The 23,626-nt window shown below is 57.7% G+C and carries 23 protein-coding genes; 5 read left to right on the forward strand and 18 right to left on the reverse strand.

Annotated elements, in window-relative coordinates:
- Window positions 1-16: 16 nt before the first annotated feature.
- From KI612_RS04505 to fliF, 6 genes are read right to left on the reverse strand one after another with little or no spacing between them, the layout of a single operon-like run.
- Complete coding sequence (locus tag KI612_RS04505; protein WP_226442635.1) at window positions 17-1,069, reverse strand: flagellar hook-length control protein FliK; 1,053 nt, start codon at window positions 1,067-1,069, stop codon at window positions 17-19.
- Window positions 1,070-1,124: 55 nt separating this feature from the next.
- Entirely contained in the window at window positions 1,125-1,577 is a 453-nt protein-coding gene (gene fliJ / locus KI612_RS04510) for a flagellar export protein FliJ (RefSeq protein ID WP_226442636.1), read from the reverse strand.
- A gap of 6 nt (window positions 1,578-1,583) precedes the next feature.
- A complete protein-coding gene (gene fliI, locus KI612_RS04515) occupies window positions 1,584-2,993 on the reverse strand; it encodes a flagellar protein export ATPase FliI (RefSeq protein WP_226442637.1) in 1,410 nt (469 codons plus the stop codon).
- A complete protein-coding gene (locus tag KI612_RS04520) occupies window positions 2,978-3,673 on the reverse strand; it encodes a flagellar assembly protein FliH (RefSeq protein WP_226442638.1) in 696 nt (231 codons plus the stop codon). Before KI612_RS04520 ends, fliI begins: the two co-directional genes overlap by 16 nt.
- 12 nt (window positions 3,674-3,685) lie before the next feature.
- Complete coding sequence (gene fliG / locus KI612_RS04525; protein WP_226442639.1) at window positions 3,686-4,687, reverse strand: flagellar motor switch protein FliG; 1,002 nt, start codon at window positions 4,685-4,687, stop codon at window positions 3,686-3,688.
- Window positions 4,680-6,416 carry a flagellar basal-body MS-ring/collar protein FliF gene (fliF, locus tag KI612_RS04530; RefSeq protein ID WP_226442640.1) on the reverse strand — a complete coding sequence of 579 codons (1,737 nt, stop codon included), beginning with the start codon at window positions 6,414-6,416 and terminating at the stop codon, window positions 4,680-4,682. The genes fliG and fliF overlap by 8 nt, the downstream gene beginning before the upstream one ends.
- Window positions 6,417-6,600: 184 nt before the next feature.
- On the opposite strand from fliF, the gene KI612_RS04535 reads away from it, so the two are divergent.
- From KI612_RS04535 to fliE, 3 genes are read left to right on the forward strand one after another with little or no spacing between them, the layout of a single operon-like run.
- Entirely contained in the window at window positions 6,601-7,722 is a 1,122-nt protein-coding gene (locus KI612_RS04535) for a sensor histidine kinase (protein ID WP_226442641.1), read from the forward strand.
- On the forward strand, window positions 7,715-9,085 hold the full coding sequence (locus KI612_RS04540; RefSeq protein WP_226442642.1) for a sigma-54-dependent transcriptional regulator: 1,371 nt from the start codon (window positions 7,715-7,717) through the stop codon (window positions 9,083-9,085). Before KI612_RS04535 ends, KI612_RS04540 begins: the two co-directional genes overlap by 8 nt.
- Before the next feature lie 49 nt (window positions 9,086-9,134).
- Window positions 9,135-9,455 carry a flagellar hook-basal body complex protein FliE gene (gene fliE, locus KI612_RS04545; protein WP_226442643.1) on the forward strand — a complete coding sequence of 107 codons (321 nt, stop codon included), beginning with the start codon at window positions 9,135-9,137 and terminating at the stop codon, window positions 9,453-9,455.
- A gap of 94 nt (window positions 9,456-9,549) precedes the next feature.
- Here fliE and KI612_RS04550 read toward each other — a convergent pair whose 3' ends face one another.
- The 9 genes from KI612_RS04550 to KI612_RS04590 all read right to left on the reverse strand — a co-directional run bounded on the left by KI612_RS04550 (window position 9,550) and on the right by KI612_RS04590 (window position 15,779).
- On the reverse strand, window positions 9,550-9,957 hold the full coding sequence (locus KI612_RS04550) for a hypothetical protein (protein WP_226442644.1): 408 nt from the start codon (window positions 9,955-9,957) through the stop codon (window positions 9,550-9,552).
- Window positions 9,958-10,089: 132 nt separating this feature from the next.
- Entirely contained in the window at window positions 10,090-10,887 is a 798-nt protein-coding gene (locus tag KI612_RS04555; protein WP_226442645.1) for a flagellar brake protein, read from the reverse strand.
- A gap of 68 nt (window positions 10,888-10,955) precedes the next feature.
- Entirely contained in the window at window positions 10,956-11,249 is a 294-nt protein-coding gene (locus KI612_RS04560) for an EscU/YscU/HrcU family type III secretion system export apparatus switch protein (protein WP_226442646.1), read from the reverse strand.
- Window positions 11,230-12,348, reverse strand: a complete 1,119-nt coding sequence (gene fliK, locus KI612_RS04565; protein WP_226442647.1) for a flagellar hook-length control protein FliK — start codon at window positions 12,346-12,348, stop codon at window positions 11,230-11,232. The genes KI612_RS04560 and fliK overlap by 20 nt, the downstream gene beginning before the upstream one ends.
- A complete protein-coding gene (locus KI612_RS04570) occupies window positions 12,345-12,629 on the reverse strand; it encodes a hypothetical protein (protein ID WP_226442648.1) in 285 nt (94 codons plus the stop codon). Before KI612_RS04570 ends, fliK begins: the two co-directional genes overlap by 4 nt.
- A 3-nt stretch (window positions 12,630-12,632) precedes the next feature.
- On the reverse strand, window positions 12,633-13,037 hold the full coding sequence (fliS, locus tag KI612_RS04575) for a flagellar export chaperone FliS (protein WP_226442649.1): 405 nt from the start codon (window positions 13,035-13,037) through the stop codon (window positions 12,633-12,635).
- A 5-nt stretch (window positions 13,038-13,042) separates the two neighbouring features.
- A complete protein-coding gene (gene fliD / locus KI612_RS04580) occupies window positions 13,043-14,401 on the reverse strand; it encodes a flagellar filament capping protein FliD (protein WP_404818076.1) in 1,359 nt (452 codons plus the stop codon).
- A gap of 118 nt (window positions 14,402-14,519) precedes the next feature.
- A complete protein-coding gene (locus tag KI612_RS04585; RefSeq protein WP_226442651.1) occupies window positions 14,520-14,873 on the reverse strand; it encodes a flagellar protein FlaG in 354 nt (117 codons plus the stop codon).
- A 93-nt stretch (window positions 14,874-14,966) separates the two neighbouring features.
- Window positions 14,967-15,779: a flagellin N-terminal helical domain-containing protein gene (locus KI612_RS04590; protein WP_226442652.1), complete on the reverse strand. Its 813-nt coding sequence runs from the start codon at window positions 15,777-15,779 to the stop codon at window positions 14,967-14,969.
- A gap of 210 nt (window positions 15,780-15,989) precedes the next feature.
- Between KI612_RS04590 and KI612_RS04595 the strand changes: the two genes are divergently transcribed.
- Both KI612_RS04595 and KI612_RS04600 read left to right on the forward strand, forming a co-directional pair.
- The gene (locus tag KI612_RS04595) at window positions 15,990-18,365 is read left to right on the forward strand and encodes a tetratricopeptide repeat protein (RefSeq protein WP_226442653.1); all 2,376 of its coding nucleotides are present in this window, start codon (window positions 15,990-15,992) and stop codon (window positions 18,363-18,365) included.
- 48 nt (window positions 18,366-18,413) lie between these two features.
- Entirely contained in the window at window positions 18,414-18,971 is a 558-nt protein-coding gene (locus tag KI612_RS04600; protein WP_226442654.1) for an acyltransferase, read from the forward strand.
- A 2-nt stretch (window positions 18,972-18,973) separates the two neighbouring features.
- Here KI612_RS04600 and KI612_RS04605 read toward each other — a convergent pair whose 3' ends face one another.
- Genes KI612_RS04605 through rffA form a run of 3 tightly spaced genes read right to left on the reverse strand, consistent with a single transcriptional unit; the run spans window position 18,974 to window position 23,612 of the window.
- Window positions 18,974-19,822, reverse strand: a complete 849-nt coding sequence (locus KI612_RS04605; protein WP_226442655.1) for a glycosyltransferase — start codon at window positions 19,820-19,822, stop codon at window positions 18,974-18,976.
- On the reverse strand, window positions 19,819-22,428 hold the full coding sequence (locus KI612_RS04610; protein WP_226442656.1) for a tetratricopeptide repeat protein: 2,610 nt from the start codon (window positions 22,426-22,428) through the stop codon (window positions 19,819-19,821). Before KI612_RS04610 ends, KI612_RS04605 begins: the two co-directional genes overlap by 4 nt.
- A gap of 29 nt (window positions 22,429-22,457) precedes the next feature.
- Window positions 22,458-23,612, reverse strand: a complete 1,155-nt coding sequence (gene rffA / locus KI612_RS04615; RefSeq protein WP_226442657.1) for a dTDP-4-amino-4,6-dideoxygalactose transaminase — start codon at window positions 23,610-23,612, stop codon at window positions 22,458-22,460.
- Window positions 23,613-23,626 lie beyond the last annotated feature (14 nt).

The raw sequence follows: 23,626 nt of genomic DNA on the forward strand, positions 1-23,626 counted from the left end.
GTTACCTTGTGGTCGCTCAGGCGAACAGATCAACCATGCCCCTGCCGCGCTGGACCGGGGTGCTGACCGTGTTATCCACGGTATTTCCGATGCCCGGAAGTATAGCGTTTTCGCCCGTCGAACGGTTCCCGTTCGCTGACTGGAACGGTGCTTCGCGGTTTTGTTGGGCCATGTTGGCGCCAACGTCTGCCTGGCCAAGATTGATTCCCGCGCCGGCCAGCATTTCTTTCAGCTGCGACAACGAACTTTCAATTGCCTGGCGCACTTCGGCGTGTGGCGAGGCAAAAATTGCGGAAGCCTGATCGCCGTTTATCTGCAGGGTGATTTGCACGGGGCCCAGTTGTGGCGGGTTGATATTGATCTGAGCAGTTTGCTGGTCGTTTTTTGCCAGCCAGACGATTTTCTCGCTGAAGTTTTGTGACCAGTTGTTGGCATGCAATGGCGTGCTGACTTCAGCGTGGGCGCTTTGAGCTTGTGTTGCCTGCTTTTGTTGGGCAGCTGCAGCCCCGGCGGCAAGCGCGGCGGACGAGTCTTGTTGCGCAGGTGCCTGGGCGAGTGTCTCAGCGGCAATATTTGCCGCTGCCCCTTGTTCCGTCTGCGTTTTCAGTTTGAGGGCAGTGGCAAAATCATCCTGAGAGGCAGTTTGGCTCGGGAGTGCATTGCCGGTTTGATTTGCTTCTCCCTTTGACTGGGTGGCAAGCTTTTCGCCGAGCACATTGCTGATTTCTGCGGCGAGTCCCTTTGTGCCGGTTGTGTCTGATGAGGCGAGAGACAAGGACGGCGTTGCCGCCGGTATGGCCTGGGCAGGAATGGCCATGAACAGCGCAAGGGCCGGGTCTGTTGTGATCAGGTCCGACGTGGCCTTGTTTTCGGCGCTGCTGCCATCTTCTTCTTTGGTAGCCGTGCCTGAGGATAGGGTGCTGGCCAGCGATGCGCTGTTGCCAATCTGTCCGGAAAGCAAGGCTGCGAAACCTGCCGGCAGACCGTCGCCGGGCTGTGCACCCGCAGGCGTCGGGGAGCTTGCAGCGGTCGACACGCTGGAAGTGGAGATAATCGTGATTCCCATCATGAACCTTTACCGGGCGTTGATTTGCCTGGATATCAGCAAATAGCATGCCTGAAGCTTAGTTGTCAGGGTTCTCCGGCATGCTGTATTTGCGTGATGAAAACTCGTCCTGCAGCTTTTGTTCCTGTTTCCCTTCCTTGTAGCGTTCGCGCGCATCGTGGCGCAGGGAGAGTGTGTCGATGGCTTTGAGCTGCTTGTTCTGGTTCTTCCAGTGTTCCTGGCCTGCCTTGGTGCTGTTCTCGGAGTCCATGACGGTCAGGCGCTGCTGCTCGATGGCTTGATCGATCCTGACGAGGAAATGCTGATAGTTGTGCAGGACGAGACGGGTAACGCCTTGCGCCGTCGCCTCGCTCATTCGTTGGGCGTATTCCGCCCGGTAGTCCTCAAGCATTTGCAGCCGGCTGCGTTGATTCTGTTCTGCCGCGATCAGTTGGCCAAGCTTGCGGGTGGCTTCATCGGTTCGGGTCTGCATGACTTCGAGCAGTGGTTGCAGGGAAAAGGGCTGAGCCATGCTTTATCAGAACAATGTAGCCAATGCGGCGGTGCTGGCAGCAAAGTCCGACTGTTCGTTGAGTCGTTGCTGCAGGAAGTGTTCCATCTTCGGATAGATGGCAATCGCCTGGTCGAGTACCGGGTCGGAGCCCGGCGCATAGGCGCCAACCGAGATCAGGTCGCGGGAGCGCTGATAGCGGGCAAAAAGCACCTTGAACCGACGTATTTGATCGAGATGGGCCGGTTCGATCAGGTTGACCATGGCCCGGCTGATCGATTGTTCGATATCGATGGCCGGGTAATGGCCGGCATCAGCCAGCGTCCGCGAGAGAACGATGTGACCGTCCAGAATGGCGCGGGCCGAGTCGGCAATCGGGTCCTGCTGATCATCGCCTTCGGCGAGCACCGTATAGAAGGCAGTAATCGAACCGCCACCTTCTGGGCCGTTGCCGGCACGTTCGACAAGCTGAGGCAGGCGGGCGAAGACGGATGGCGGATAGCCGCGGGTGGCCGGTGGTTCGCCAATGGCCAGCGCAATTTCGCGCTGCGCCATGGCGTAACGGGTCAACGAATCCATGATGAGCAGAACCTGCTTGCCTTGATCGCGGAAATACTCGGCGATGGTGGTCGCGTAAGCGGCACCCTGCAAGCGCATCAGCGGTCCGGTATCGGCCGGAGCGGCGACGACAACGGCGCGGCGCATGCCTTCCTCGCCGAGAATCTGTTCGATGAACTCCTTCACTTCGCGGCCACGTTCGCCGATCAGGCCGACGACGATGACTTCAGCCTCGGTATAGCGGGCCATCATGCCAAGCAGCACGGACTTGCCGACGCCGGAGCCCGCAAACAAGCCCATGCGCTGGCCGCGGCCAACAGTCAACAGCGCGTTGATGGCACGAATGCCGACGTCAAGCGGTTGGTGGATCGCAGCACGCGACATCGGGTTGACCGGCCGGCTTTGCAGCGAACGCGATTGCGCCGTACTGAGATGCCCCTTGCTGTCGAGGGGGCGTCCAACGCCATCGACGACGCGTCCGAGTAATTCATCGCCGACCGGTACCTGCTTGGCGCGGTCAATGGCGCGTCGGCGGAACGGTGGTGGGCCATCAATGCGTGGTGGCGTGGTTGGTGTTTCGAAGGCGACAACCTTGCAACCGGGGGCCAATCCATAGACATCATCGGATGGCATCAGGTAAAGCTTCTCGCCGGCAAAGCCGACCACCTCGGCTTCGACCGGGGCGCCTCCCTGGGGGTAAATGCGGCAGGAGCTGCCGAGCGGCAGTTTAAGTCCGGCAGCTTCCATGACCAGACCATTGATCCGGGTCAGATGTCCGACCGGCCACAGCGGTTGGGCATTGGCGGCGGCAAGCCGGCAGTTGTCGAGAAAGTTTTGCCAGCGCCCGGTGTGATCCGGTGGTGTCACGGGTTTAACCATGCCGTGGGCTCGCTGCCTATGGCTTCGAGAACGCGCTTCCAGCGGGTTTCTACGGTGGCATCCACTTCACTGGTCCCGGCGCGTACCAGGCACCCGCCCGGGCTGATTTCGCTGTCGTCGATGATCTGTGTGCCGCTCTGCTGGAACTGTTCGCCGAGCTGGGCACGGACCCGTGCCGCATCAGCCGGATTCAGGCGCAGGGTCAAGTGGTTGTGTTGCAGGGGAAGGGCAGCGATTGCCTGGCGGATGATCGGGAGCAGGACGTCATCCTTGACCGCGATCGTGCCGGAGATCATCTGGCTGGCGATTTCGGTGGCCAGTGCGAGCAGATGTTCGGCAACGCTTTGGTCCAGCTCATCCAGAGCGCGCTGGAAACCGTCGGCCAGTGTTCTCAGGTTTTCAATTTCAGCCTCGGCTGCGGCACGGCTGCTTTCTTCGGCTGCCAGTCGGCCCTCTTCGTAGCCAGCCTGGTAGCCGGCGGCACGCGTTTCTTCGTGGAGGCGCTCAAGCTCTTCTGCGGTAGGCAGATGGAAAGCTTGATCTACTTCCTCGCTGCTCTCCTCGACCTGTGGCGGGGGCGGAGGGGGCGCTTGTGCGATGACGGGCTTGGGCGGGTCAAAGGAATTGACCTGCCAGCGCTGAAAGCCACCCAGTTTTTCTTTGGGAATGATCTCGGACATGGCTTAAGGTCGTCAGACCATCTGTTCCCCGCCGGCGCCACCGAGGACGATCTGTCCTTCGTCGGCGAGGCGGCGAACCACCTTGAGAATTTCCTTCTGTTCGGCTTCGACCTCGGAGAGGCGAACCGGGCCTTTCGACTCCAGGTCTTCGCGCATCATCTCGGCGGCGCGTTGCGACATGTTCTTGAAAATCTTCTCGCGCAGATCCGGCGAGGCGCCCTTCAGGGCGAGGATCAGCGAGTCGGACTGGACTTCGCGCAGGATGAGCTGGATCGAGCGGTCGTCGATGTCCATCAGGTTCTCGAAAACGAACATTTCGTCGAGAATCTTCTGGGCCAGATCGGGGTCGTACTCGCGGATCGCATCGACCACCGACGTTTCATTGGCGGTGCCGATGAAGTTGAGGATTTCGGCAACCGTGCGTACGCCGCCCATGGCCGTGCGCTTGACGCTGGCCGAGCCGGACAGGATGCGCATCATCGCTTCGTTCAGTTCGCGCAGGGCGGCCGGCTGGATGCCTTCCAGCGTGGCGATCCGCAGCACCACGTCGTTGCGCAGGCGCTCGGTGAAATGGTTGAGGATTTCACTGGCGTGGTCGTGCTCGAGGTGGACCAGGATGGTGGCGATGATCTGCGGGTGTTCGTTCTTGATCAGGTCGGCGACGGTCGGTGCGTCCATCCACTTCAGACCTTCGATGCCCGAGGTTTCACCACCCTGCAGGATGCGCGAAATCAGGTTGGAAGCCTTGTCGTCGCCCAGTGCCTTGGTCAGTACCGAGCGGATGTAATTGTCGGTATCGACGTGAACGGCGGCGCTTTCTTCGGCGACCTTGTGGAACTCGTCGAGCACGGCCTCGACCTTGGCGCGCGGCACCGACTTGAGCGCAGCCATGGCGTGACCGAGCTTTTGCACTTCGCGCGGGCCGAGGTGCTTGAGTACCTCCGCGGCGTGGTCTTCACCCAGTGCGATGAGCAGAGTGGCGCTGTTTTCCAGGCCTTCTTCAGGGCTAGCCATTGGCACCCATCCAGTCTTTCATGATGTTGGCGACAGCCTTCGGGTCGGCCTGGGCAAAGTCTCTTGCCTTCTGGACCTTGGCGGCATAGTGGTCGATCTTGACGTGATCTTCGCCCTCTTCGCCTTCGATCGCGATGTGGCCGACTGCACCGGCCACGCCTTCGGCCGAGGTGCCTTCTTCCGAGCCCGGGGGCGGCGGGAACATGACCTTCATCGAGGGCTGAATAACCTTGAAATAAAGGAAGGCGATGATGCCAGCCAGCAACAGGTATTTGACGATGTCCTTGATGTAGGAAATATTCTCCGGATCCTTCCAGATCGGCAGTTCCGTTTCAGTCTTTTCGCTGGAAGTGAATGGCGAATTGGCAATCGACAGCGTGTCGCCCCGCTCCTTGGAGAAGCCCATCGCTTCGCGGACCAGGTCATTGATCTGCTTCATTTCGGCTTCCGGCAATGCCTTGGTGATGGGTTTGCCATCCTTGCCAAGATCCTTGCGGTGATTGACGACAACGGCAGCCGACAGGCGGCGGATATTGCCGATGGCCTGTTTGGTGTAACGCACGGTCTTGTCGACTTCGTAATTGATCGTCGCGTTCTTGCTGGTGTTGATCGGTTGTCCGGCGGCATTGAGCGGCGCGGTGACGCCGGCGGCTTCGACCTTGCCCTGGATTTCGCCCGGTTTTGCCGGTTGACCGGTGGGGGCGCCAGCCGCGGGCTGGGTCACCGGCGCGGTAGCCGGTACGGGGGGCTGGTTGCTGAGGGCACCGGGAACGCCGCCCGAAGCCTGATTGACGCTCGCGGTTTCGTTGTTCTGCTGGCTGCGGATGCTGGTGTTTTCCGGCGTGTTGTTCGGACGGTAGCTTTCGGCCGTTTGTTCGGTTTGCGAGAAATCGACATCCGCGGCGACTTGCACCTTGTAGTTCTCGCTGCCCAGCACCGGCTTCAGGATTTCATCGATGCGCTTGATGATGCTGTCCTCGACTTCGCGGACGTACTTGATCTGGGCCGGGTCGAGGCCGGCTTCGGTCAACTTGCTTTTGAGCTGCGAAAGCAGGCTGCCGTCCTGGTCGATGACGGTGACGTTCGAGTTGGGCAGTTGCGGTACGCTGGAGGAAATCAGGTGGGTGATACCGGCGATCTGGCCATTGTCGAGTGTGCGGCCGGGATAAAGATTCAGCAGTACCGAAGCCGTTGGCTTTTGTTCTTCACGGACGAAAACCGACGGTTTGGGAATGGCCAGGTGTACCCGCGCCGCCTGTACCGCGCTGATCGACTGGATGGTGCGCGCCAGTTCGCCTTCCAGGCCACGCTGATAATTGACCTGCTCGGCAAACTGGCTGGTGCCGAATTTCTGGTTCTCCATCAACTCGAAGCCGACCATGCCGCCGCGCGGCAGGCCCTGAGTGGCCAGTTTCAGGCGGACTTCATGGACGCGGTCACCGGATACCAGCAGGGAGCCGCTTTCGTTGAACTTGTGCGGAATATTCTGCTGTTCGAGGATGGCAACGATCGCACCGCCATCCTTTTCGTTCAGATTGGAGAACAGTACTTTCCAGTCTGGCTGGCGGCTCCACAGGATGCTGCCGACAATCACCGCAACAATGGCCGCGATGGCGACCATGAAAATGATCTTCTGTTGGTTGCCGAGCCGGTTGAACGCCTCGCGCAGGCGTTCCGCCGGGTTGCCTTCCGGTGCGGTTCCTGCCGTCGTTTCAGTCGTTGCTGCCATCAATGCCCGGGTAAAATTCTTGGAAACAGAAGAAGAATCAATTGGGAAGCCAAATTATCCTAGAAATATTCTACTATTACCCGCGCAGAATTCCCCCAAAACTTTTTTGATGCCCATTTCTCAAACCCCCTCAATTCCTCTCGATTCCGACACCAAAGCCGCTGAGTTGCAACGGGCTTTCGCCATGTTCAATCAGGTTTCGGCCGAATTGACCCAGGCTTACGAAGCTTTGCAGGGGCGGGTTGCATCGTTGACCGAGGAACTGGCAATCGCCAACGGCGAGTTGCGCCGCCAGTACCAGGAAAAGGAAGCGCTTTCCGAACGTTTGTCCTCGCTGCTCGATGCCTTGCCGGCCGGGGTTGTCCTGCTCGATCAGCTGGCCGTGGTCACTGCCTTCAACCCGGCTGCCATGGCGATGTTCGGGAGTGACATGGTCGGGCGGCACTGGGGGGATGTTGTTCGCCAGCATCTTGAGCCAACACTGACGGTGGGTGAGTGGCTGCTCGGTGAGGGGCGGGTATCCATTGCGGAAAGCGTACTGGCTTCGGCCGGCGGCAAGATCCTGCTGATTCATGATGTGACCGCGGCACACAGGATGAAGGCGGAGCTTGAGCGTAACCATCGTCTGGCCGCGATGGGAGAAATGGCTGCGTCGCTGGCGCATCAATTGCGCACGCCGCTGGCTGCTGCCTTGCTGTACACCTCGAACCTCGGGCAGGCTGGCGTGCCGGATGAGGCGCGGGCGCGCTTTTCCGAAAAGGCGAGCGGGCAGTTGCGACGGTTGGAGCGACTGATCCAGGATGTTTTGCTCTTTGCCCGCGGCGAAAGTATTGGTCGCGATATCATCCCGGCCAGCGACTTGTTGCTTGAGGCGGCGCAAACCGTTGAACCGCTGATGCGCGAGCATGGCCTGGAATTCGCTACGGTCGACGCCTGCGCAGGAGCAAAAATCGTCGGCAGCCGCAAAGCCCTGTTTGGTGGCCTGGTCAATCTCCTGGAAAACGCCATGCAGGCGACTCCGGCGGGCGGCAAAATTTGCCTGTCCGGCAAGCGCAGCGGCGATTTGCTGGCGATTGGCGTGCGTGACAGCGGTCCGGGTATTGCACGCGAAACGCAGGCCCGCATTTTTGAACCTTTTTTTACGACCAAGGGCCAGGGAACCGGGCTGGGTCTGGCAATCGCCCTTGGTGTAGCGCGTGCCCACGGTGGCACCATCGAGCTTTTTTCCGAGCCGGGTGATGGTGCCGAGTTTGTCATCAGTCTGCCGCTTGGGTCGGCAGAGAGCGGAATTGAGGAAAATGGCTGAGCATAGTTTGCCGATCCTGGTGGTCGAGGATGATCCGAGTTTGCGCGAGGCGATCGGCGATACGCTGGAACTGGCCGGGCGTCCCTATGTCGCGGTCGACGGTGGCGAAGCGGCGCTCAAGGTGCTGGCTGAGCAGGCTTTCTCGATTGTCGTCAGCGACGTGCGGATGATGCCGATGGATGGCATCACCTTGCTCAAGGAAATTCGTGCTCGCTTGCCGCATTTGCCGGTGGTGTTGATGACGGCCTATGCCGAAGTCGAAAAGGCGGTTGATGCGATGCGTTCCGGAGCCTGTGATTTTTTGCTCAAGCCTTTCGAGCCTCAGGCCTTGCTGGCCCATATCAATAAATATGAATTGCCCGATACTGGCGAGTCGCCGGGAGTCGTCGCCAGCGATGCAGCCAGTCGGGAAATGTTTGCCATGGCCCAGCGCGTCGCACAAACCGATGCAACCGTGCTGTTGACCGGTGAGTCCGGTGTTGGCAAGGAAGTGGTTGCCCGTTTCATTCACCGCAATTCGGCACGCAAGAGCGGGCCGTTCGTTGCCATCAATTGCGCCGCCATTCCCGATACCCTGCTTGAGGCGACGCTGTTCGGTTATGAGAAGGGTGCCTTTACCGGCGCGCAGCAGGCGCAGGCCGGAAAATTCGAACAGGCGCAGGATGGAACCCTGCTGCTCGACGAAGTGACCGAGATGCCGATGAGCCTGCAGGCCAAGTTGTTGCGCGTGTTGCAGGAGCGTGAGGTCGAGCGGGTTGGCGGCAAGAAGCCGGTGCCTCTGAACATCCGGATCATTGCGACCTCGAATCGCGATATGGCGGAAGCGGTCGCCAAAGGCACTTTCCGTGAAGATCTTTTTTATCGCCTGAATGTCTTTCCTGTCGCAATCCCGGCCCTGCGTCAGCGGCGCGAGGATATTGTCGCGATTGCCCGGCATTTTGTCGTCGAGCATGGCGGTCGACTGGGGCGGACCGGGGTTTCCTTGTCTGCACCGGCGGAGCTCGCGCTGCAAAGCCATAACTGGCCAGGGAATGTTCGCGAACTGGAGAATGTTATTCAGCGCGCCCTGATTCTTTCCAGCGGCCCGCTGATTGGCCCCGAGCACCTCAATCTGGTACCCAGGGTTTTCTCCGAAGTTCCGGTTGCGCCTGCGGTTGTCGTTTCGACGCGGGATGTTTCCGGGCTCCCGGAATTGGAAAAAAGGGCAGATAATATGAAGGACTTGGAGCGCGACCATATCCTGCGCACACTGGCCGAGGTCGGTGGTTCCAGGCGGCAGGCAATCGAGCGCCTGGGGATTTCCGAGCGGACTTTGCGCTACAAGTTGCAGCAGTATCGGGATGAAGGCTATTTTCAGGGGTGATTCAGGCCCGGGAATTGCTTGTAATGGCCCGTTGCTAGAGGAGTGAAGAATGGATACCCAAGGGATTGAACAAATGTTGAGTGTGTTGCGGTCTACCGCGGCACAAGCTACCGGCAAAACGGCAGAAACTGCCGCCGCGCCCGGCGCGCCCGACTTTGCCCAGGTTTTGAAAAGCTCCATCGACAAGGTGAATCAGACTCAACAACAGGCTGATCAGATGGGCGAGAAGCTTGCCTCCGGCGATACCAGCCAGAATCTGCACGAAGTCATGATTGCGCTGCAGACGGCAAGTGTTTCATTTCAGGAAATGGTGCAGGTTCGCAACAAGCTGGTCTCTGCCTATCAGGACGTGATGAACATGTCGGTCTGATGAGGTTGTCGTGCCTGTGCGTCAGGCGCGTGCAAGCGAACAGTACGTCTGGTACTTGTCGGGGTCGGGAAACCGGCCCCGTTTGTTTTTGCGGCTACTTGAGCATTTGGTCCCTGCGGCAATACATTTTTCCGTTTTTGCCCTGAAAGGCAATAACGGAGCCGCTCAGAGAGGTGTAGGTCGAGTATTTGTCGTCAGGGTTGTCTTTTTTGAATCGGGCACCGGCCGGGGCTGCCTTGTTGACGGCGTCTGCCAGTTGCTCCGGTGGCAATGAAGTCAATACGCCAATGAAGCGATGTGCGCTGCTCTCGTCGCTGACAAATACCTCGGTCACCGCCGCTCCGTACATTTCCGCTGATGCCTTGAACCAGTAAGCACCTTGCTCCTGTTTATAGGCCGGTTTGATCGCCGTCATGTAGTTGCGAAAAAAGCCGGGCTCGACATCGTCCAGACACAGGACGGCGGTACCCACTGTGGTCGAAAACGTGCTGCCCTGTGCCATTGAAAACTGGGCGGCGAGTGGCAGGGGTAAACAAAGGAGCAGCCTGAAGAGGGCAAATATCCCGGGGTTTTGTCGCGCATTCCTGCCGTGCCGTACTGTTGGGGGTGAGGGCTGCGTCGGCATTGGTGGTCTTTAATCACTCAGACCGGTGTCGCGGGCTTTGCGTTCGCGTTCGATACGGGTGATGTAGCGTTCGATAAATGCCAGTTTGGTTCCGCTCAGGTTAACAAATTCGCAACCGACGCGCAGGCTGTGCTCGCCATTGCGGCTTGATATTTCGATGGTCTTGCGTACCCGAAGATTGACCTGAATAACGCCTTCGCCGGGGATTTCCAGGCGACAGTCCTGAAACAGGGAGTCACGAGGAAAGTTTGCTGCCTGTTCAACCGCAGCAATCAGGCTGACACCACCGCCGCTGATGTCTGACAAGGTAAGTTCAAAAGTCTGGGTCGAGCCATCGGATTTTGTGGTTGCCAGCTTGCACTGAATGGGATGTGAGAGCGGGGGCTCAAGGCGGAAGAACTCCCGCCGCTGCAACCGCAGCAAGAGTCCCGGCATGTTCGAGCTGAGCGTATTCTGCCCCTGGTAGGTCAGTTTCTTCAGGTTGCTCAGACGGACTTGCATCTTGACGCGGTCAAGGGTGGCCACCAAGGTTATCCGGCTTGCGGCAAGGGCGGCCAGATTGCTTTCTTCCGTGTGTGACGGGTCGAGCAAAATCAGGTTTTCTGACAGGTCGACCGCTACAATTGAACTGAGGAAAAAATGGCGGCCATCATCAAGGTATACGGTGACGATGCTGCGTTGCTTGGCCAGCAGTTGCAGGTAGAAGGCGATTTCGCGTGGATTGGTCAGCAGGAACTGGCTGAACTCTTCCGGCTGGTCGATTTCAAAAACCGGGTTGGCGAGTTGTACTTCGTTGGCGCTTGGCATGCCGATAGGGGAAAGTTTTGATTCTGTCCATGGTAATCCATGCGGGCGATACTTGCTGAATGCCGCGATCAGATTGGTGGCAAAGTGCTCTTGTCGCCATGCTCGATACGATAGAGCCAGGCCAGCAGTTCGGCTACTGCCATGTAAAGTTGTGGTGGAATACTTTGGTCGATGTCCACCTGGGTCAGGAGTGCGACCAGTTCGGGGGATTCATGCACGTAAATGCCGTGCTCACGTGCGCGCGAGATGATTTCTTCCGCAATCAGCCCCTTGCCGCGGGCGACAACCCGTGGCGCGGCATCGGTCTGCCGGTAGGCGAGGGCAATAGCCTCGCGCACGCTATCACTCGGTGAGCGTGCCATGTTTGATCGAAAGCCTGATGAGGTTCAGTCCGGCTGCCTCGAATTGCTGCTTTAGCTGGGTGGCTGCGCTGCTGAGGGCTGCTTCACTATTGCCGCTGCTCGCCGAGAGGGCAATTTCAACTTCGTTGCCAGGGCGAAGGCTTAGTGTTGCATCAATCCCGCCCAGTTGAGGGAGATTCAGTTTCAGGCGAGTTTGCCACTGACCAGCGGTTTCCCCGTCGCTGCGAGTGGTATTTTCTCGCTGCTCGTCGATTTCCCAGTGCATTTGTTGGCCCGGCCAGACTTGTCCCTGCCAGGCGAAGGTTTGCGTCGCCAGAGATTCGAGTTGCTGTTGAACCAGCGGCGCAAGGTCTGCTGGAATGCCCACCGCCTGGAGCTTGTTGCCGGTTGTGTTCAGGTCATTGGGTGTCGTCGTGATCAGCGGAGATGCCTTGGATTCGAGTGCGTTTTTTTCGCTGCTGGCAGGTTGGGCTTGCGAGGTGTTGGGGGAGGCCGTTGGCGAAGAGTGCTTGCCTTGCGGTTCCTGCAACAGTTGCTCGGTGGGCAACTGTCCGGCTACCCAGCGTGCCTGATGCGCTTCGTAAAACACGCCGCTCTTGCTCAACGCATCTTTCAGGAGCGGCGCGAGATCGGCTGCGCTGGCCGGGAATTTTTCGACCAGCGGCTGGTTTCCGTTCAACGGTGCGGGAGCAGCCCTTTTTCCTTGACCATCAATATCCGCCAGCAAGTCGCCGATCAGTTTTCCCGTCTGGCTCAAGGTCGTTGCAACAGAATCTTGTGCGCCGCCAGCTTGGGCGCCACTTGTCCTGTTTGATACGACGGCAAGGGCAAGTTTGCCATCGTTTTCAACGACTTCAAGTTCGAGGCTGTCCCCTGGCTTTGCGGCGAAAGGCAGTGCCAGGGTGATGTCACGCTGGGCAACGACAGCGCGGTAAGTACCATTGGGTAACATGGCCTGGATCTCGGCCATGATGCGTTGGCCGGGAACGAGGTCTGAAAGTACATCGCCGAGATTCTTGACCGGGGTGACCGGCTGAGGTGCTGAGGGTTGATCCGGAACAGCCAGCCGCAAATGGCTGGCAATGTCAGCCGGAATCATCCATTGGCTCCAGAGCCTGCATCTGCAAATGCATCAAGTAAAAAAGCGATGTCGCTACGTCGGTCTTTTACCCGGCGAGTGATTTCCTGATTGCAGTCGAGCAGGCTTTGCAAACTTGTCTTTAGCAACGATCGGGAAACATTGCTTTTCCCGATGTTGAGCAGCATCGAGCGGGAGTCGTTCTCAAGGCTGGCCAGCAATGCCCAGTTCTCGGACTTGGCTGCCTGCAGCATTTCCTTGAATGTCTGCTCCAGCCTGGCAAGTTCGGGGGCTATTTGCATGGCTCAGTTATTTGAATTGTCCGGGGTGATTTCAATCCATGCTGAATGAATCTCGTCAAGCAGGGTGCTGACTTCATCAAGTGCAGCGATGTTGTTTTCCAGGTTGGCAGACAGCAGGCGGCGCGCCATGTAGTCATAAAGCGCTGCCAGTTGCTCGGCCAGCTTGCCACCTGCCTCAATGTTCAGGCTGGCCTTGAGGCCGTTGGAGATGATGTCGATGGCCTGGGAAATCAGCTTGCCTTTTTGCGCTATTTCACCGCGCTCAATGTGCAGCTTGGCAACCGAGATTGCCGAGGCGGCGCCTTCAAACAGCAGCAAAATCAATTGGTGGGGCGTTGCTGACTTGATCTTGGCAGCAACCCCTACGTCGGCGTAAGCCGCGACCGGATTTAGGTTTCTTCCGAACATGGGGGTTAGTTGCTCGAGTTAAGGCTGGAAATGAAGCTGGTCAGGTAGTCACCGGTACTGCTTAGCGAAGCAACCAGAGTGTCCAGTGCAGTAAATTGGGCCCGGTAGCGGGTTTCGATGGCGTCGAGCCGCTCCTGCAGTTTGGTTTGTTGCTTTTCAAGATCATTAACCGTCGTGGTGAGGCCTTTGGTCGCGATGGTCAACGATCCGTCGGTATCCATGAGATTGGTGAGCGTGGTGTCAAAAGCTTCGCCAACGTTGGCAACAAGATTTGATACGGTGCCCGAGTCGGCCTTGATGGCGGCATTCAGTTTGCTGCTGTCGATTTCCAGTTTGCCGCTGGAATTGATCGTCACACCAATATTGGAAAGGGTCTGATAGGAAGACGATGCGTTGCCGGAAGTGGCGCTGAAAACAGTTTGACGAATCTGACCCATGGCGTAACGCAAGGTGCTGTTGCCCTGCAGATTTCCTGCCACCTTGGTTTCCGGATCGTAGGCGCCGAGCGCGCTCATCGTCGTTTGTGAACTGTTGTAGGCAGTGACGAATGCTTCAAGTGCCTTGGTCAGATTTGTTGTCGACTCTTCGGTAATCTTCAGCGTGGTTGCCGAGCCAATATTGGTGCTCGCCAGTTCCAGCGTTACGCCTTCCAGCACGCCGGTGACCGTGTTCGAGTGGCTGGTTGCTGCAATGCCGTTCAGGGTGAACTCGGCGTCCAGTGCCGCAAGGCTTTGCGTCATGTCCTGGCTGCCGCTGACATCCGGATCGTAATTGACGCCGCTAATGTCATTTGTCTGTACCAGGGCCGGATCCGTGGTCACGCTGCTGGCAAGGCGCATGACATTGTTGTTCCCCTCGGGGCCGTTAAGGACGAGCTGGGCGCCATTCGTGCCATTGATGATGCTTGCCGTAACGCCAGAGCCGGAGTCATTGATTGCGTCGCGCAAGTCGGCAAGCGTGGCGCCGGCATCAAGTGCAATGTTGTAAGTTCTCGCGGAGTCAGGCTCGTAGTCTCCGGTGGACGCATTCATGCTGCCCAGACTCAGGGTCAGTGTTCCGCCGTTGGTCGTGATACTGGTCGTTGAGGATGCGACTACGCCGCCGGTCAGGCGTTGGCCTTGGGCCAGCTTGCTGACTTCCAGTGAATAACTGCCGGCAACTGCGCCTGTCGAGGCTGTCGCAGATGCGACAGCGGTATTGGTGACCGAGGCCGTATACGAAGCGAATTTCTCGCTGGCGCTTTGCAGCGTGGAGGGCTTCATGCCGGTTGCGGCTGTTTGCAGGGCTGCCAATGAACTGCGCAGCGTACCCATGGCCGAAATCTTGGTTTCGTAGGAGGCCTGTTTTTTTTGCAGCGTGGTCAAAGACACGCTTTCGGCACCCATTAACTTGGATACCAAAGACTCGAGCTCCAGCCCTGAGCCGGAGCCGAGTGATGTAATTGTGGCCATTTTTTCCTCCTAACTGCCAGACGCCAGCATCTTACGCCTTTTGATGCACCAGCAAGCCCTTCAGTTTATCAACAGCTTTGGCGATGGCGACCATTTCTTCCGAAGGAATCTGCTTCAGGACTTCTTTCGTTTCGGAATCCATCACTTTAACGATGGTTTTACCGGTGTCGTGGTCGACACTGAAATTAAGGCTGCTGTTGAGCGTGCTGGCAGCAAAATCGTTCATGCTCTGCACGGCGTCTTGGACTTGCTCCGGTGAAGACTCATTCTGTACTGCGGGCTGAGCGGTTTCGCTCTGCGCCGCCTGAGTTTGTTTGGTAGCAGCCTGAGTTTCTGCCGGCATTGAAAAAGCCGGGGCGCGATTGCCTATGGACTGGATACTCATGTGCTTCTCCTTCCTGATGTGAAAGCAGGCGCGTTAGCTTTGCCGCCAACGCGCCCCATAATTCGAGCTAACCCGGAAACCGGGTAACCGGAGTTATTGCAGCAGCGACAGCACGTTCTGCGGCAGCGCGTTGGCTTGAGCCAGCATTGCGGTACCAGCCTGTTGCAGAATCTGCGAGCGGCTTAGATTGGCGGTTTCAACTGCGTAGTCGGCATCCATGATGCGGCTGCGGGCGGCTTCGGTATTTTCCTTGGCCGAGGACAGTTGCGACAGCACGCCTTCAAAGCGGGACTGGAGGGCGCCGAGGTCGGCACGGGAGGAACTGACCGTGTCAATGGCGGTATCCAGAGCGGACATGGCAGCGGTAGCGGAGGCAACATCACTGATGCTGGTCAGCGAGGAAACGTCAACCGAGCTGATGGTGATGGAAATCTGCGATTCGCTGGTCGTCGTCGAACCGATCTGGAAGGCGATGCTGCTGTAGTTGCCATCAAGCAGCTTGGTGCCGTTGAAGTTGGTGGCGTCAAGAGCGCGGGTGATTTCGCTGGCGAGGGCGGTGAATTCCTTGTCCAGTGCTGCACGGTTGGCGGAATCGTATTGGCCGGATGCTGCTTGCGTGGCCAGTTCGCGCATGCGCTGCAGGTGGGTGGCAACGGTGGCGAGGCCGGCTTCAGCCGTTTGAGCAGTAGAGATACCGTCATTGGCGTTACGCATGGCAACGGTCATGCCGCGCGATTGCGAGCTCATCTTTTCGGCAATGGCCAGACCAGCGGCATCGTCCTTGGAGCTGTTGATGCGCAGGCCGGAGGACAGGCGTTGCAGGGAAGTCTTCAGAGAGCTTTGCGACGAATCCAGATTGCGCTGAGCATTCAGGGAAGCAATGTTGGTGTTGATGATTTGTGCCATTTTCGATCTCCTTGAGAGGGCTTGTTCGATGGTTCCACTAGCTTCGGCGTTTCATTCGCGAAGGAAGTTTCGCCGCTTGAAATCATTAACGGATGTCACTGCTGGAACTTTAGTGTTTTTTTGATTTTCTTGAATCTGCGATCAAACGGGCTACGGAAGCGGATCAGCCGTTAAACTTCGAAACTCGGATTCATGGGGACTGAACTGGATATGAAATCGCGTCGCATGCATGAGCTGGGGCTGGCCGAAGCCGCACTCAAGGCTGGAGATTATGAAAAGGCAGGGGGCTTGTTCGAGACGGTCGTTTCGGTTCAGCCGGATTGTCACCAGGCATGGTTTGGTCTGGGCGAGTTGGCGACACGCATCGGCGACAGTGAGTCGGCATTGCCTTTTCTTGAGCACGCGGCAGGTTTGGCCCCCAAAGTGGCTCAGTACAAGCGCCGCCTGGGGGAGCTTTATTGTCGCCTGGGCATCTTCGAACAAGGTGTGGCGCAACTTGAACTGGCGGTCGGTTTGGCGCCGACCGATACAGATATGCTCTGTGCCTTGAGTGGGGCTTATGTGGCGGCCGGGAACTGGGCCTTGGCCAAGCGGGTCCTGACCAAGGTGCTGGCCAGGAAAGGTGCTCAGGCCGGCCATTACTGCCTGCGTGGCATGGCTTCCCAGCATCTCGGCGAGCTTGACGAAGCACTGGCCGATTTCAAGGTGGCGGCTCGCCTCGACTCCGGTTATGCCGATGCCTGGCTTTCGCTGGCAGATCTTTATCGACTCAAGGGCGAGCTGGATAAGGCGACTCTCGCCGCGCAGCAGGCCTTGATCCTGAGTCCGGCTGCTTCTGCGATTGTGACGATGTGTGGCGATATTGAACTGGCCAAAGGCAACTCCCGCGAGGCCGGACGCTATTTCCGGCAGGCGATTGACCTTGGCTTGGACACGCCCGAAGTCTGGGCCAAGCTGGGAATTGCCCTGGTCCAGTGTGGCGAAACGATTCCCGCCATTGATGCCCTGGAAAAAGCGCATTCCCTTGGTGTTGCCGAGGACTGGATTTTCGAGCATATGGGCTTGCTGTTTACGACGCGCGGACAGATGGATGTGGCGCGAGAGAATCTCGAGATGGCGGTGGCCCGTCAGCCCGAGAATTTGAATGCCTGGAATACGCTGATCGTTGTCTACACCAAGCTCGGGCTGAGTGAAAAGGCCAGGCAGGCAGCCGAAAACGTGCTCGCGATCAATCCGCGGCATGTCAATGCCTTGTTGAATCTGGGCAGCTGGTTCTCCGATCAGGCGAGAAATGCCGAGGCATTGGCACAGTATCGCAAGGCGCTGGCGGTCAATCCGAAGTCGGCGACGGCCTACGTTAACTCGCTTTGGGTGCTGGTGCACTCAAGTGAATCGTCCGCTGCGGATGTACTGCAGCTGGCACGCGAGTTTGATCGCAATCTTTGCCTGCCGCATCGGCGGGAAAATGCCTTTGCCGGGCGAGACAGGACACCGGGCAGGAAGCTGCGGATAGGCTGGCTGACCTCGGATTTCCGTACCCATCCGGTAGCGGCTTTTGTTTTGCCCTTTCTCGACAAGTTCGATGCCGGGAAAATCGAAAGTGTTGTTTATTTCAACTCGCCGGTCTCTGATGCGATTACCCAGCGCTGCCGTGCAGCGGTCGACCTCTGGCGCGAGGTGATTTCCATCGGTGATGACGCCCTGGCCGATTTGATCGAGGCCGACGAAATCGACATTCTGGTCGATCTGAATGGCAATACCGAAGGCAACCGCCTGCTTGCCGTTGCCCGCAAGCCCGCACCAATCGTCGTGACCTGGCTGGGCTTTCCCGGGACCAGCGGCATGTCGGCGGTCGATTACATCCTGGTTCCGCCAGATCCTGTCCTGGAAGCGGGCAACTGGTGCAGCGAAACGCCCTGGCCTTTGCCTGACTGTTATGGGGTGCGGGGAGGCATTCCCGATGTGCCGGTTCAGCCTGGTCTGCCATGTGAGCGCAATGCCAAGCCATTCATGTTTGGCTGTCTGAACAACTTCCGCAAGGTGAGCCAGGGAACAATCAGGCTGTGGGCGGAGATCCTCAATCAAGTGCCGGACTCCCGCCTGCTGGTCGTCGCTCGCGGCGGCACCGATGGTTCGCTGGTCTCCTACATCCATGAGCAATTCGGACGTTACGGCATTGACGGTCAACGCCTCGAAATCAAGGGAATTCAGCCGCAACAGGCGTACTTCAATACCTACAACGAAATCGATCTGGCGCTTGACCCCTTCCCGTTCAACGGCGGTACAACCGGTTACGACTCGATCTGGATGGGCGTGCCTTTCGTGAATTGGCCGGGCGACATGCTGGTTTCACGGATGGGCAAGGCCATTCTGGAAAACGTCGGTCTGGGCGAACTGGTGGTGGATTCGGCAGAGGCCTATGTTGCTACGGCGGTTGCACTGGCTTTTGACCGGGTAAGGTTGCAGAATCTCCGAACCGGCCTGCGTGAGCGAATGCTGTCCAGTCCCCTGATGGATGCACCGCGCCTGGCGCGTGCCCTGGAAAATGCATTCGGGGAAATGTGGCGACGCTGGTGCGGGAAATGATCTCACCTGCGTCATCTGGCGGATTCAAACAATAAAGGGGCTGAGCAAATGCCTTTTCTCTCGCAACAGCAACTGGAGTCCATGGGTTTTCGTTCCCTGGGCAGGAATGTGCGGATCAGTGACAAGGCCGCCATCTACAACCCCGAGCAGATCGAGATTGGCGATCATTCGCGAATTGACGATTTTTGCGTTGTTTCGGGCAAGGTCTCGATCGGCCGCAATGTGCATATCGCCGTTTTCTGCAACGTGGCAGGTGGCAGCGAGGGAATCATCTTCGAGGATTTTTCCGGGCTGGCCTACGGTTGCCACGTTTTTTCGCAAAGTGACGACTACACCGGGCGTACGCTGACCAATCCGACTGTGCCGGCCCGCTTCAAGCGTGAATTCAAGAAGGCGGTCAGGCTCGGCCGCCATTGCATTGTCGGGACCAATTCGCTGATTTTCCCCGGCGTCATCCTGGCCGAAGGCTGCTCAGTCGGCGCGATGTCGATGGTGACCAAGTCGACCGAAGAGTGGGGGGTTTATTCCGGTATTCCGGCCCGCCGATTGAAGGACAGAAAGCGCGATCTGCTGGTTTTGGAACAGGCCTATCTGGATAGCGAGTAGCTTCACAATGAAGGTGGTGTATGCTCCTCATCGAGTGCTTTTGCTGTGTGATGCAGGGTTGCCGTGACACGCCTGAGAATGTCTGGGTGCCATAGTTTGAGTAGTGCATCGCTATCCGGTAGCTTGGCCTGTTTTCCTTCTGCCTTTGTTCGTGGTGTTTGCGTCGGATCCTGGCTGTCAAATCCGTCAAGCTGTTGATGATGTTTGTCGCAGAAGCGCCGGGCCTGTTCGCCGTACTTCTCGTCATACTGCCCTGTTGACTCGTGAATGATCGGAATGTCACAGCAGATGCCCAGTTTGTAACCGGCGAGATAGGCAGAAAAGCTGAAATCAAGATCGTAAAGGTGAAATCCATCAAATGTCACAGCATCAAAACCGATGCTTCTGGCAAGTTCGCCGTTAGCGATCATGCATAGTCCGTCTATGGCCTTGATGCCGCTGATTACCGGCCACGAGTTTACCCCGAATACATCCAGGCTAAGTATCGGCTGCAAGGGGCGAGCGTGTGATATCACCCCATGCAGATGTGGCTGACCCGCGCCAAACCATGTTCCGTTGATTAGCCGACTGGTTCCGACGAAGCCGAGCAAGTCGAATTTCTCAAGGCGCCGAATTATTTTGCGGGCAAAAGCTTTGTCGAGAACGAGGATGTCATCGTGCGAGAAAATCATGATGTCGCCGGTCGACTGCTGGATTCCCCTGTTGTAGCCTTCGGCTAGCGAGTGCGCATCGTGAATGCCGATGATTTCGAAATCGTGGCCCACCATCAGGTTCTGGTAGTTATTGCAGACACGGGCGAATCTGCCGGCATTAATGCTGCAGATAATGATTGAGATTTTTCGGCGGGTCATTTGGCTTTCCCAAAACAGATCCTGGTCAGCGCCTTGCCAAAGTCGATCGCGAGATGCCTGGGGGTATACCGGCGATCCTCCTGGATTGAAGGTCGGAGTTCGAATTTCTGTGGGGTGCCGGCCAGGTTTCTTGCGACGCAGAGATATTCTTCCGGGGTGGCAGCAATCAGTTGCATGAGGCCGACCGAGCGCAAGAGCGCAGTTGGACGGCAGGACCATGGGAGGTGAGAAGCCAGGGCGATGAATGGGGTATTCATCCAGAGTGCCGTAGTTAAAGCCTCTCCTCCCGAACCGTGTAACGGCGCCAGACCGATGTCGATCTTATCCCACGCGGCGCAGAGTGCAGCAGAGGATGTGGCAGATACGAAGAGGAGTCTTGTTGCCGGAACGCCACCGGCGGCAAATTGTGTCGTGATGAACTCGATTGCGCTTTCATCCAGCCCTCCCAGATTGATTGTCAGTCGGCTATCGGGAATCTCGGAAAGTAGTTGCGCAAAAAAGTGCCAGTTCCGGGCGCTGATCTTTCCTGCTGGCGTCAGACAACCAAATTCAGTGTTCCCGGTTTGCGTACGCTTGGTGATGGCCACATCTGGCAGAAGGGCAACTTCACCGAGTCCGCTCAGGGTGATGCAGGTTTCCGGCAGGGACTCCTGGCGCATTTCATTGAGTTGTGCGATTCCGCTAATCGGAATGACCTCTTCGCCGTGCCAAGGCAGTGTGTCGCTCCAGGAGGCTTTGAAGGCTGCATTTGAGGCAAAGAGCAGGTTCAGTCTGTGTCTTTCCCCAAAGCCGCTTACGTCGATCAGGAGATCGAGATTAAGGGCGGCTATCGCGTTGTTCGCTGCTGCATCATCCATCTTGGAGGTGGATAACCAGTGGTCGCTGAGCAGGAAGCAACGTTGAACGAGTGGTGTCGATTTTTCAGTCGGCGAGTCGTCAATGATGGCAGTCCTGAATTTTTTTGGGGGAAGATGCAGTAGCAGCGCTTCAAGGCGGGCCGAATCCATGTTCTGCCCGAAATCGCTGACCAGGAAGCCGACGACAAGTGCTCGCCGCGGGGCTGCGATTTTATTTGTCCGGCGTGTCGTTCCCTGCGCCAGTTGCTTGTTCTTCCAGGACTCAAGCTCGGAGTAGACAAGTTCGGGAGGCGCTCCGCTATCCGCCAGAAGTTGTATGGCCTGAGCCTGCCGGTCTGTGCCATCGCGCATGCGCAGGCAGAGTTCGGCCTGCGCAGCAATATTGCCGCGCTTGTCCTGCATCGAGAACAGTACCTGTCGGATGTTTTCCTGGTCGGTCGACGGAATTTTTGCGCCACTTTCCAGAAGATCGATAGCAGCGTTCATATTGCCATTCAGCCGCAAAGCCTCGGCGAGGGCCGGATAGGCGCCGAAAAAATCTGATTGTTGCATGACCGCCATACCCAAGTATTTCTGGGCCTGCTCCGGGTGTCCAGTCTTGAGAAGCACCTCACCCAGTGCGGCAGGTAGTTCAGGGCGTTCGGGAGCTAATTCCCTGGCCTGTTCGATAAAGGTATCCGCATCGTCGAGCAGACCTTGGGTTGCGCAAATAAATGCAAGATAGGTGTAAGCAAGAGCATTTCCGGGATCCGCTTCGAGTATCTCGGTCAGGCTTTGAGTGGCTGCCTCGTAATTCTTTTCGTTGTAGAAGGCGATGGCTTGTTCGATCGATATGCATGGTGCCCGTTCGAACTCTGGTGTCGCCCTGTTGCGCCTCGCCAACGCCTGGGTTGCGGCAATAAAGGATTCCAGCTGGTTCCAGAATTGATCTTGGAGTGCGTTGTATTTTTCCTGGGCCAGGAAGACGTTTTTTTTGGCCATTTCGATGTCGGCCGGGTCCAGTCCCCAGGATGAACCACCCGGGCCAAGGTATTCACTGGTGCGCTCGGGCAGCATTGTTTCGTTGGGGATGTAAACGATCGGGCAGCCACAGAGCAATGCTTCATAGCAGGCGGTTGAGTGCTCGTAGACGTACATCAGTTCGGCCTTGCGATAAAGCTCTGCGAGCTCTTCCGGTGAACGGCGACCGACCCGAAACGAGATTTCGAGTGATTGATCGGTGACGGGCAGGAGTTGGCCTCCCCGTGTGATGAACCGATTGATGAAGAGCAGAGTCCCTTGGCGGCTTTCCGTATCCGGCTCGGGGGGGGTGTAGATTGAAGAGTCGATCAGCGGCAATTCGAGCAGCTCGCCTTTCATGCCTTCCGGAACGATTTTCAGGCTAAGACTGTAGATCAGGTCCGATGGCTGCCACTGCGGCTTTTCCTTGGTAAGGAAACCGGGAATGTTCAGCAGGTATCGGACGACGTTTCTGGCTGCGAGCGGATTGCCGCTGATGACTTCCGGATAGATGACGACAGGTTCCCTGCCGGCAGCCTTGTGCCGGTTGATCGTTTCGTTTGTCAGGCACGGTGTACGCAGTTTTTCACTGGTTGTTCCGGTCAGGACGTAAGCTTCTTCACCGACCAGATTCAGGGCATGACAGAGATAGTGCATTGCCCGAATGCCGCCAGAGTTTTGCTCGTAAGGTGGCGCATAGATATAGAACGGTGCGGTCAGTTCGCCGAAGAGTTTTTTTGTCATCGCCATTTGGGGTCCCGGTCTATGCCTGGTTAAAACTAAGCACCATGTGTCCGCGCGTAGAACTGTCTGATTTTCTCGCAGATCATCCGGACCTGCTGTGTCGTCAGCTCGGAGTAAAGCGGCAGGCGCAAGAGACGGGAAGATGTCCGGTCGGTTACCGGCAGTTCGCCACTGGCGCGGCCAAAGCTTTGGCCGGCCGGTGAGCTGTGCAGCGGCACGTAATGGAATACGGCAGAAATGCCGGCGGCGCCGAGGTGCTGGATCAATGCGGCCCGTTCATCTTCGTTGCGGGTGACGAGATAGAAGATATGGGCATTGGTCTCTTCTTCCTCTCCCATCATCGGCAGGGAAAAGTGATTCTCGGCTGCCAGGGCCGCGAGTTGCTTGGTGTATTCCTTGTACAGCTTGCGGCGGTGGGCGTTGATCCGGCCGGCATGTTCCAGCTGGGCGTAAAGGAAAGCTGCGGTCAGTTCGCTGGGCAAAAAGGACGAACCGATGTCCACCCAGGTGTATTTATCAACCTGCCCGCGCAGGAAAGCCTTACGGTTGGTCCCTTTCTGCCAGATGATCTCGGCACGTTCGATCAGTTCGGGATTGTTGATGAGCAGGGCGCCACCTTCGCCACTGATGACATTCTTGGTTTCATGAAAACTGAGGCAGCCCATGTCGCCGATGGTGCCCAGCGCGTGGCCGTCTTCATGCGCCAGGATTGCCTGCGCGGCATCTTCGATCAGGTACAGGCCGTGGCGCTGACAGATTTTCTTCAGTTCGTCCATGGCGCAGGGCCGTCCGGCGTAATGGACGGCCACAATGGCCTTGGTGCGCGGCGTGATGCTTGCCTCGATCAGGCGCTCATCAATGTTCAGCGTGTCTGGCCTGATGTCCACGAATACCGGCACACCGCCGCGCAGGACGAAGGCATTGGCGGTCGAGACAAAGGTGAAGGAAGGCATGATGACTTCGTCGCCGGGGCCGATGCCGGCGAGAATGGCGCTCATTTCGAGGGCGGCCGTGCAGGAATTGGCGAGCAAGGCCTTGCGACAGCGAAGGTTCTCTTCCAGCCACTGGTGGCAGCGTTTGGTGAACATGCCGTCGCCGGCAATGGAGCCATTCATGACCGCCTGGGCGATGTAGAAAAGCTCCTTGCCGACGATGAAGGGTTTGCCAAAGGGGATGCGGACATTCGTCATGTATGGGTTCCGGG

It is taken from the genome of Quatrionicoccus australiensis (assembly GCF_020510525.1).
Lineage (GTDB): Bacteria > Pseudomonadota > Gammaproteobacteria > Burkholderiales > Rhodocyclaceae > Azonexus > Azonexus australiensis_B.

What these genes read in the sequence shown, in the direction of transcription:
- fliE (WP_226442643.1), top strand. Translation starts at nt 9,135, where the DNA reads ATGGATACCCAAGGGATTGAACAAATGTTGAGTGTGTTGCGGTCTACC.
- KI612_RS04595 (WP_226442653.1), top strand. Translation starts at nt 15,990, where the DNA reads ATGAAATCGCGTCGCATGCATGAGCTGGGGCTGGCCGAAGCCGCACTC.
- fliI (WP_226442637.1), bottom strand. Translation starts at nt 2,993, where the DNA reads ATGGTTAAACCCGTGACACCACCGGATCACACCGGGCGCTGGCAAAAC.
- fliF (WP_226442640.1), bottom strand. Translation starts at nt 6,416, where the DNA reads ATGGCAGCAACGACTGAAACGACGGCAGGAACCGCACCGGAAGGCAAC.
- KI612_RS04590 (WP_226442652.1), bottom strand. Translation starts at nt 15,779, where the DNA reads ATGGCACAAATCATCAACACCAACATTGCTTCCCTGAATGCTCAGCGC.
- KI612_RS04560 (WP_226442646.1), bottom strand. Translation starts at nt 11,249, where the DNA reads ATGGCACGCTCACCGAGTGATAGCGTGCGCGAGGCTATTGCCCTCGCC.
- KI612_RS04555 (WP_226442645.1), bottom strand. Translation starts at nt 10,887, where the DNA reads ATGCCAAGCGCCAACGAAGTACAACTCGCCAACCCGGTTTTTGAAATC.
- fliG (WP_226442639.1), bottom strand. Translation starts at nt 4,687, where the DNA reads ATGGCTAGCCCTGAAGAAGGCCTGGAAAACAGCGCCACTCTGCTCATC.
- KI612_RS04540 (WP_226442642.1), top strand. Translation starts at nt 7,715, where the DNA reads ATGGCTGAGCATAGTTTGCCGATCCTGGTGGTCGAGGATGATCCGAGT.
- KI612_RS04520 (WP_226442638.1), bottom strand. Translation starts at nt 3,673, where the DNA reads ATGTCCGAGATCATTCCCAAAGAAAAACTGGGTGGCTTTCAGCGCTGG.
- fliS (WP_226442649.1), bottom strand. Translation starts at nt 13,037, where the DNA reads ATGTTCGGAAGAAACCTAAATCCGGTCGCGGCTTACGCCGACGTAGGG.
- KI612_RS04605 (WP_226442655.1), bottom strand. Translation starts at nt 19,822, where the DNA reads ATGACCCGCCGAAAAATCTCAATCATTATCTGCAGCATTAATGCCGGC.
- KI612_RS04600 (WP_226442654.1), top strand. Translation starts at nt 18,414, where the DNA reads ATGCCTTTTCTCTCGCAACAGCAACTGGAGTCCATGGGTTTTCGTTCC.
- KI612_RS04585 (WP_226442651.1), bottom strand. Translation starts at nt 14,873, where the DNA reads ATGAGTATCCAGTCCATAGGCAATCGCGCCCCGGCTTTTTCAATGCCG.
- KI612_RS04570 (WP_226442648.1), bottom strand. Translation starts at nt 12,629, where the DNA reads ATGCAAATAGCCCCCGAACTTGCCAGGCTGGAGCAGACATTCAAGGAA.
- KI612_RS04610 (WP_226442656.1), bottom strand. Translation starts at nt 22,428, where the DNA reads ATGGCGATGACAAAAAAACTCTTCGGCGAACTGACCGCACCGTTCTAT.
- KI612_RS04505 (WP_226442635.1), bottom strand. Translation starts at nt 1,069, where the DNA reads ATGATGGGAATCACGATTATCTCCACTTCCAGCGTGTCGACCGCTGCA.
- rffA (WP_226442657.1), bottom strand. Translation starts at nt 23,612, where the DNA reads ATGACGAATGTCCGCATCCCCTTTGGCAAACCCTTCATCGTCGGCAAG.
- KI612_RS04535 (WP_226442641.1), top strand. Translation starts at nt 6,601, where the DNA reads ATGTTCAATCAGGTTTCGGCCGAATTGACCCAGGCTTACGAAGCTTTG.
- KI612_RS04550 (WP_226442644.1), bottom strand. Translation starts at nt 9,957, where the DNA reads ATGGCACAGGGCAGCACGTTTTCGACCACAGTGGGTACCGCCGTCCTG.
- fliK (WP_226442647.1), bottom strand. Translation starts at nt 12,348, where the DNA reads ATGATTCCGGCTGACATTGCCAGCCATTTGCGGCTGGCTGTTCCGGAT.
- fliJ (WP_226442636.1), bottom strand. Translation starts at nt 1,577, where the DNA reads ATGGCTCAGCCCTTTTCCCTGCAACCACTGCTCGAAGTCATGCAGACC.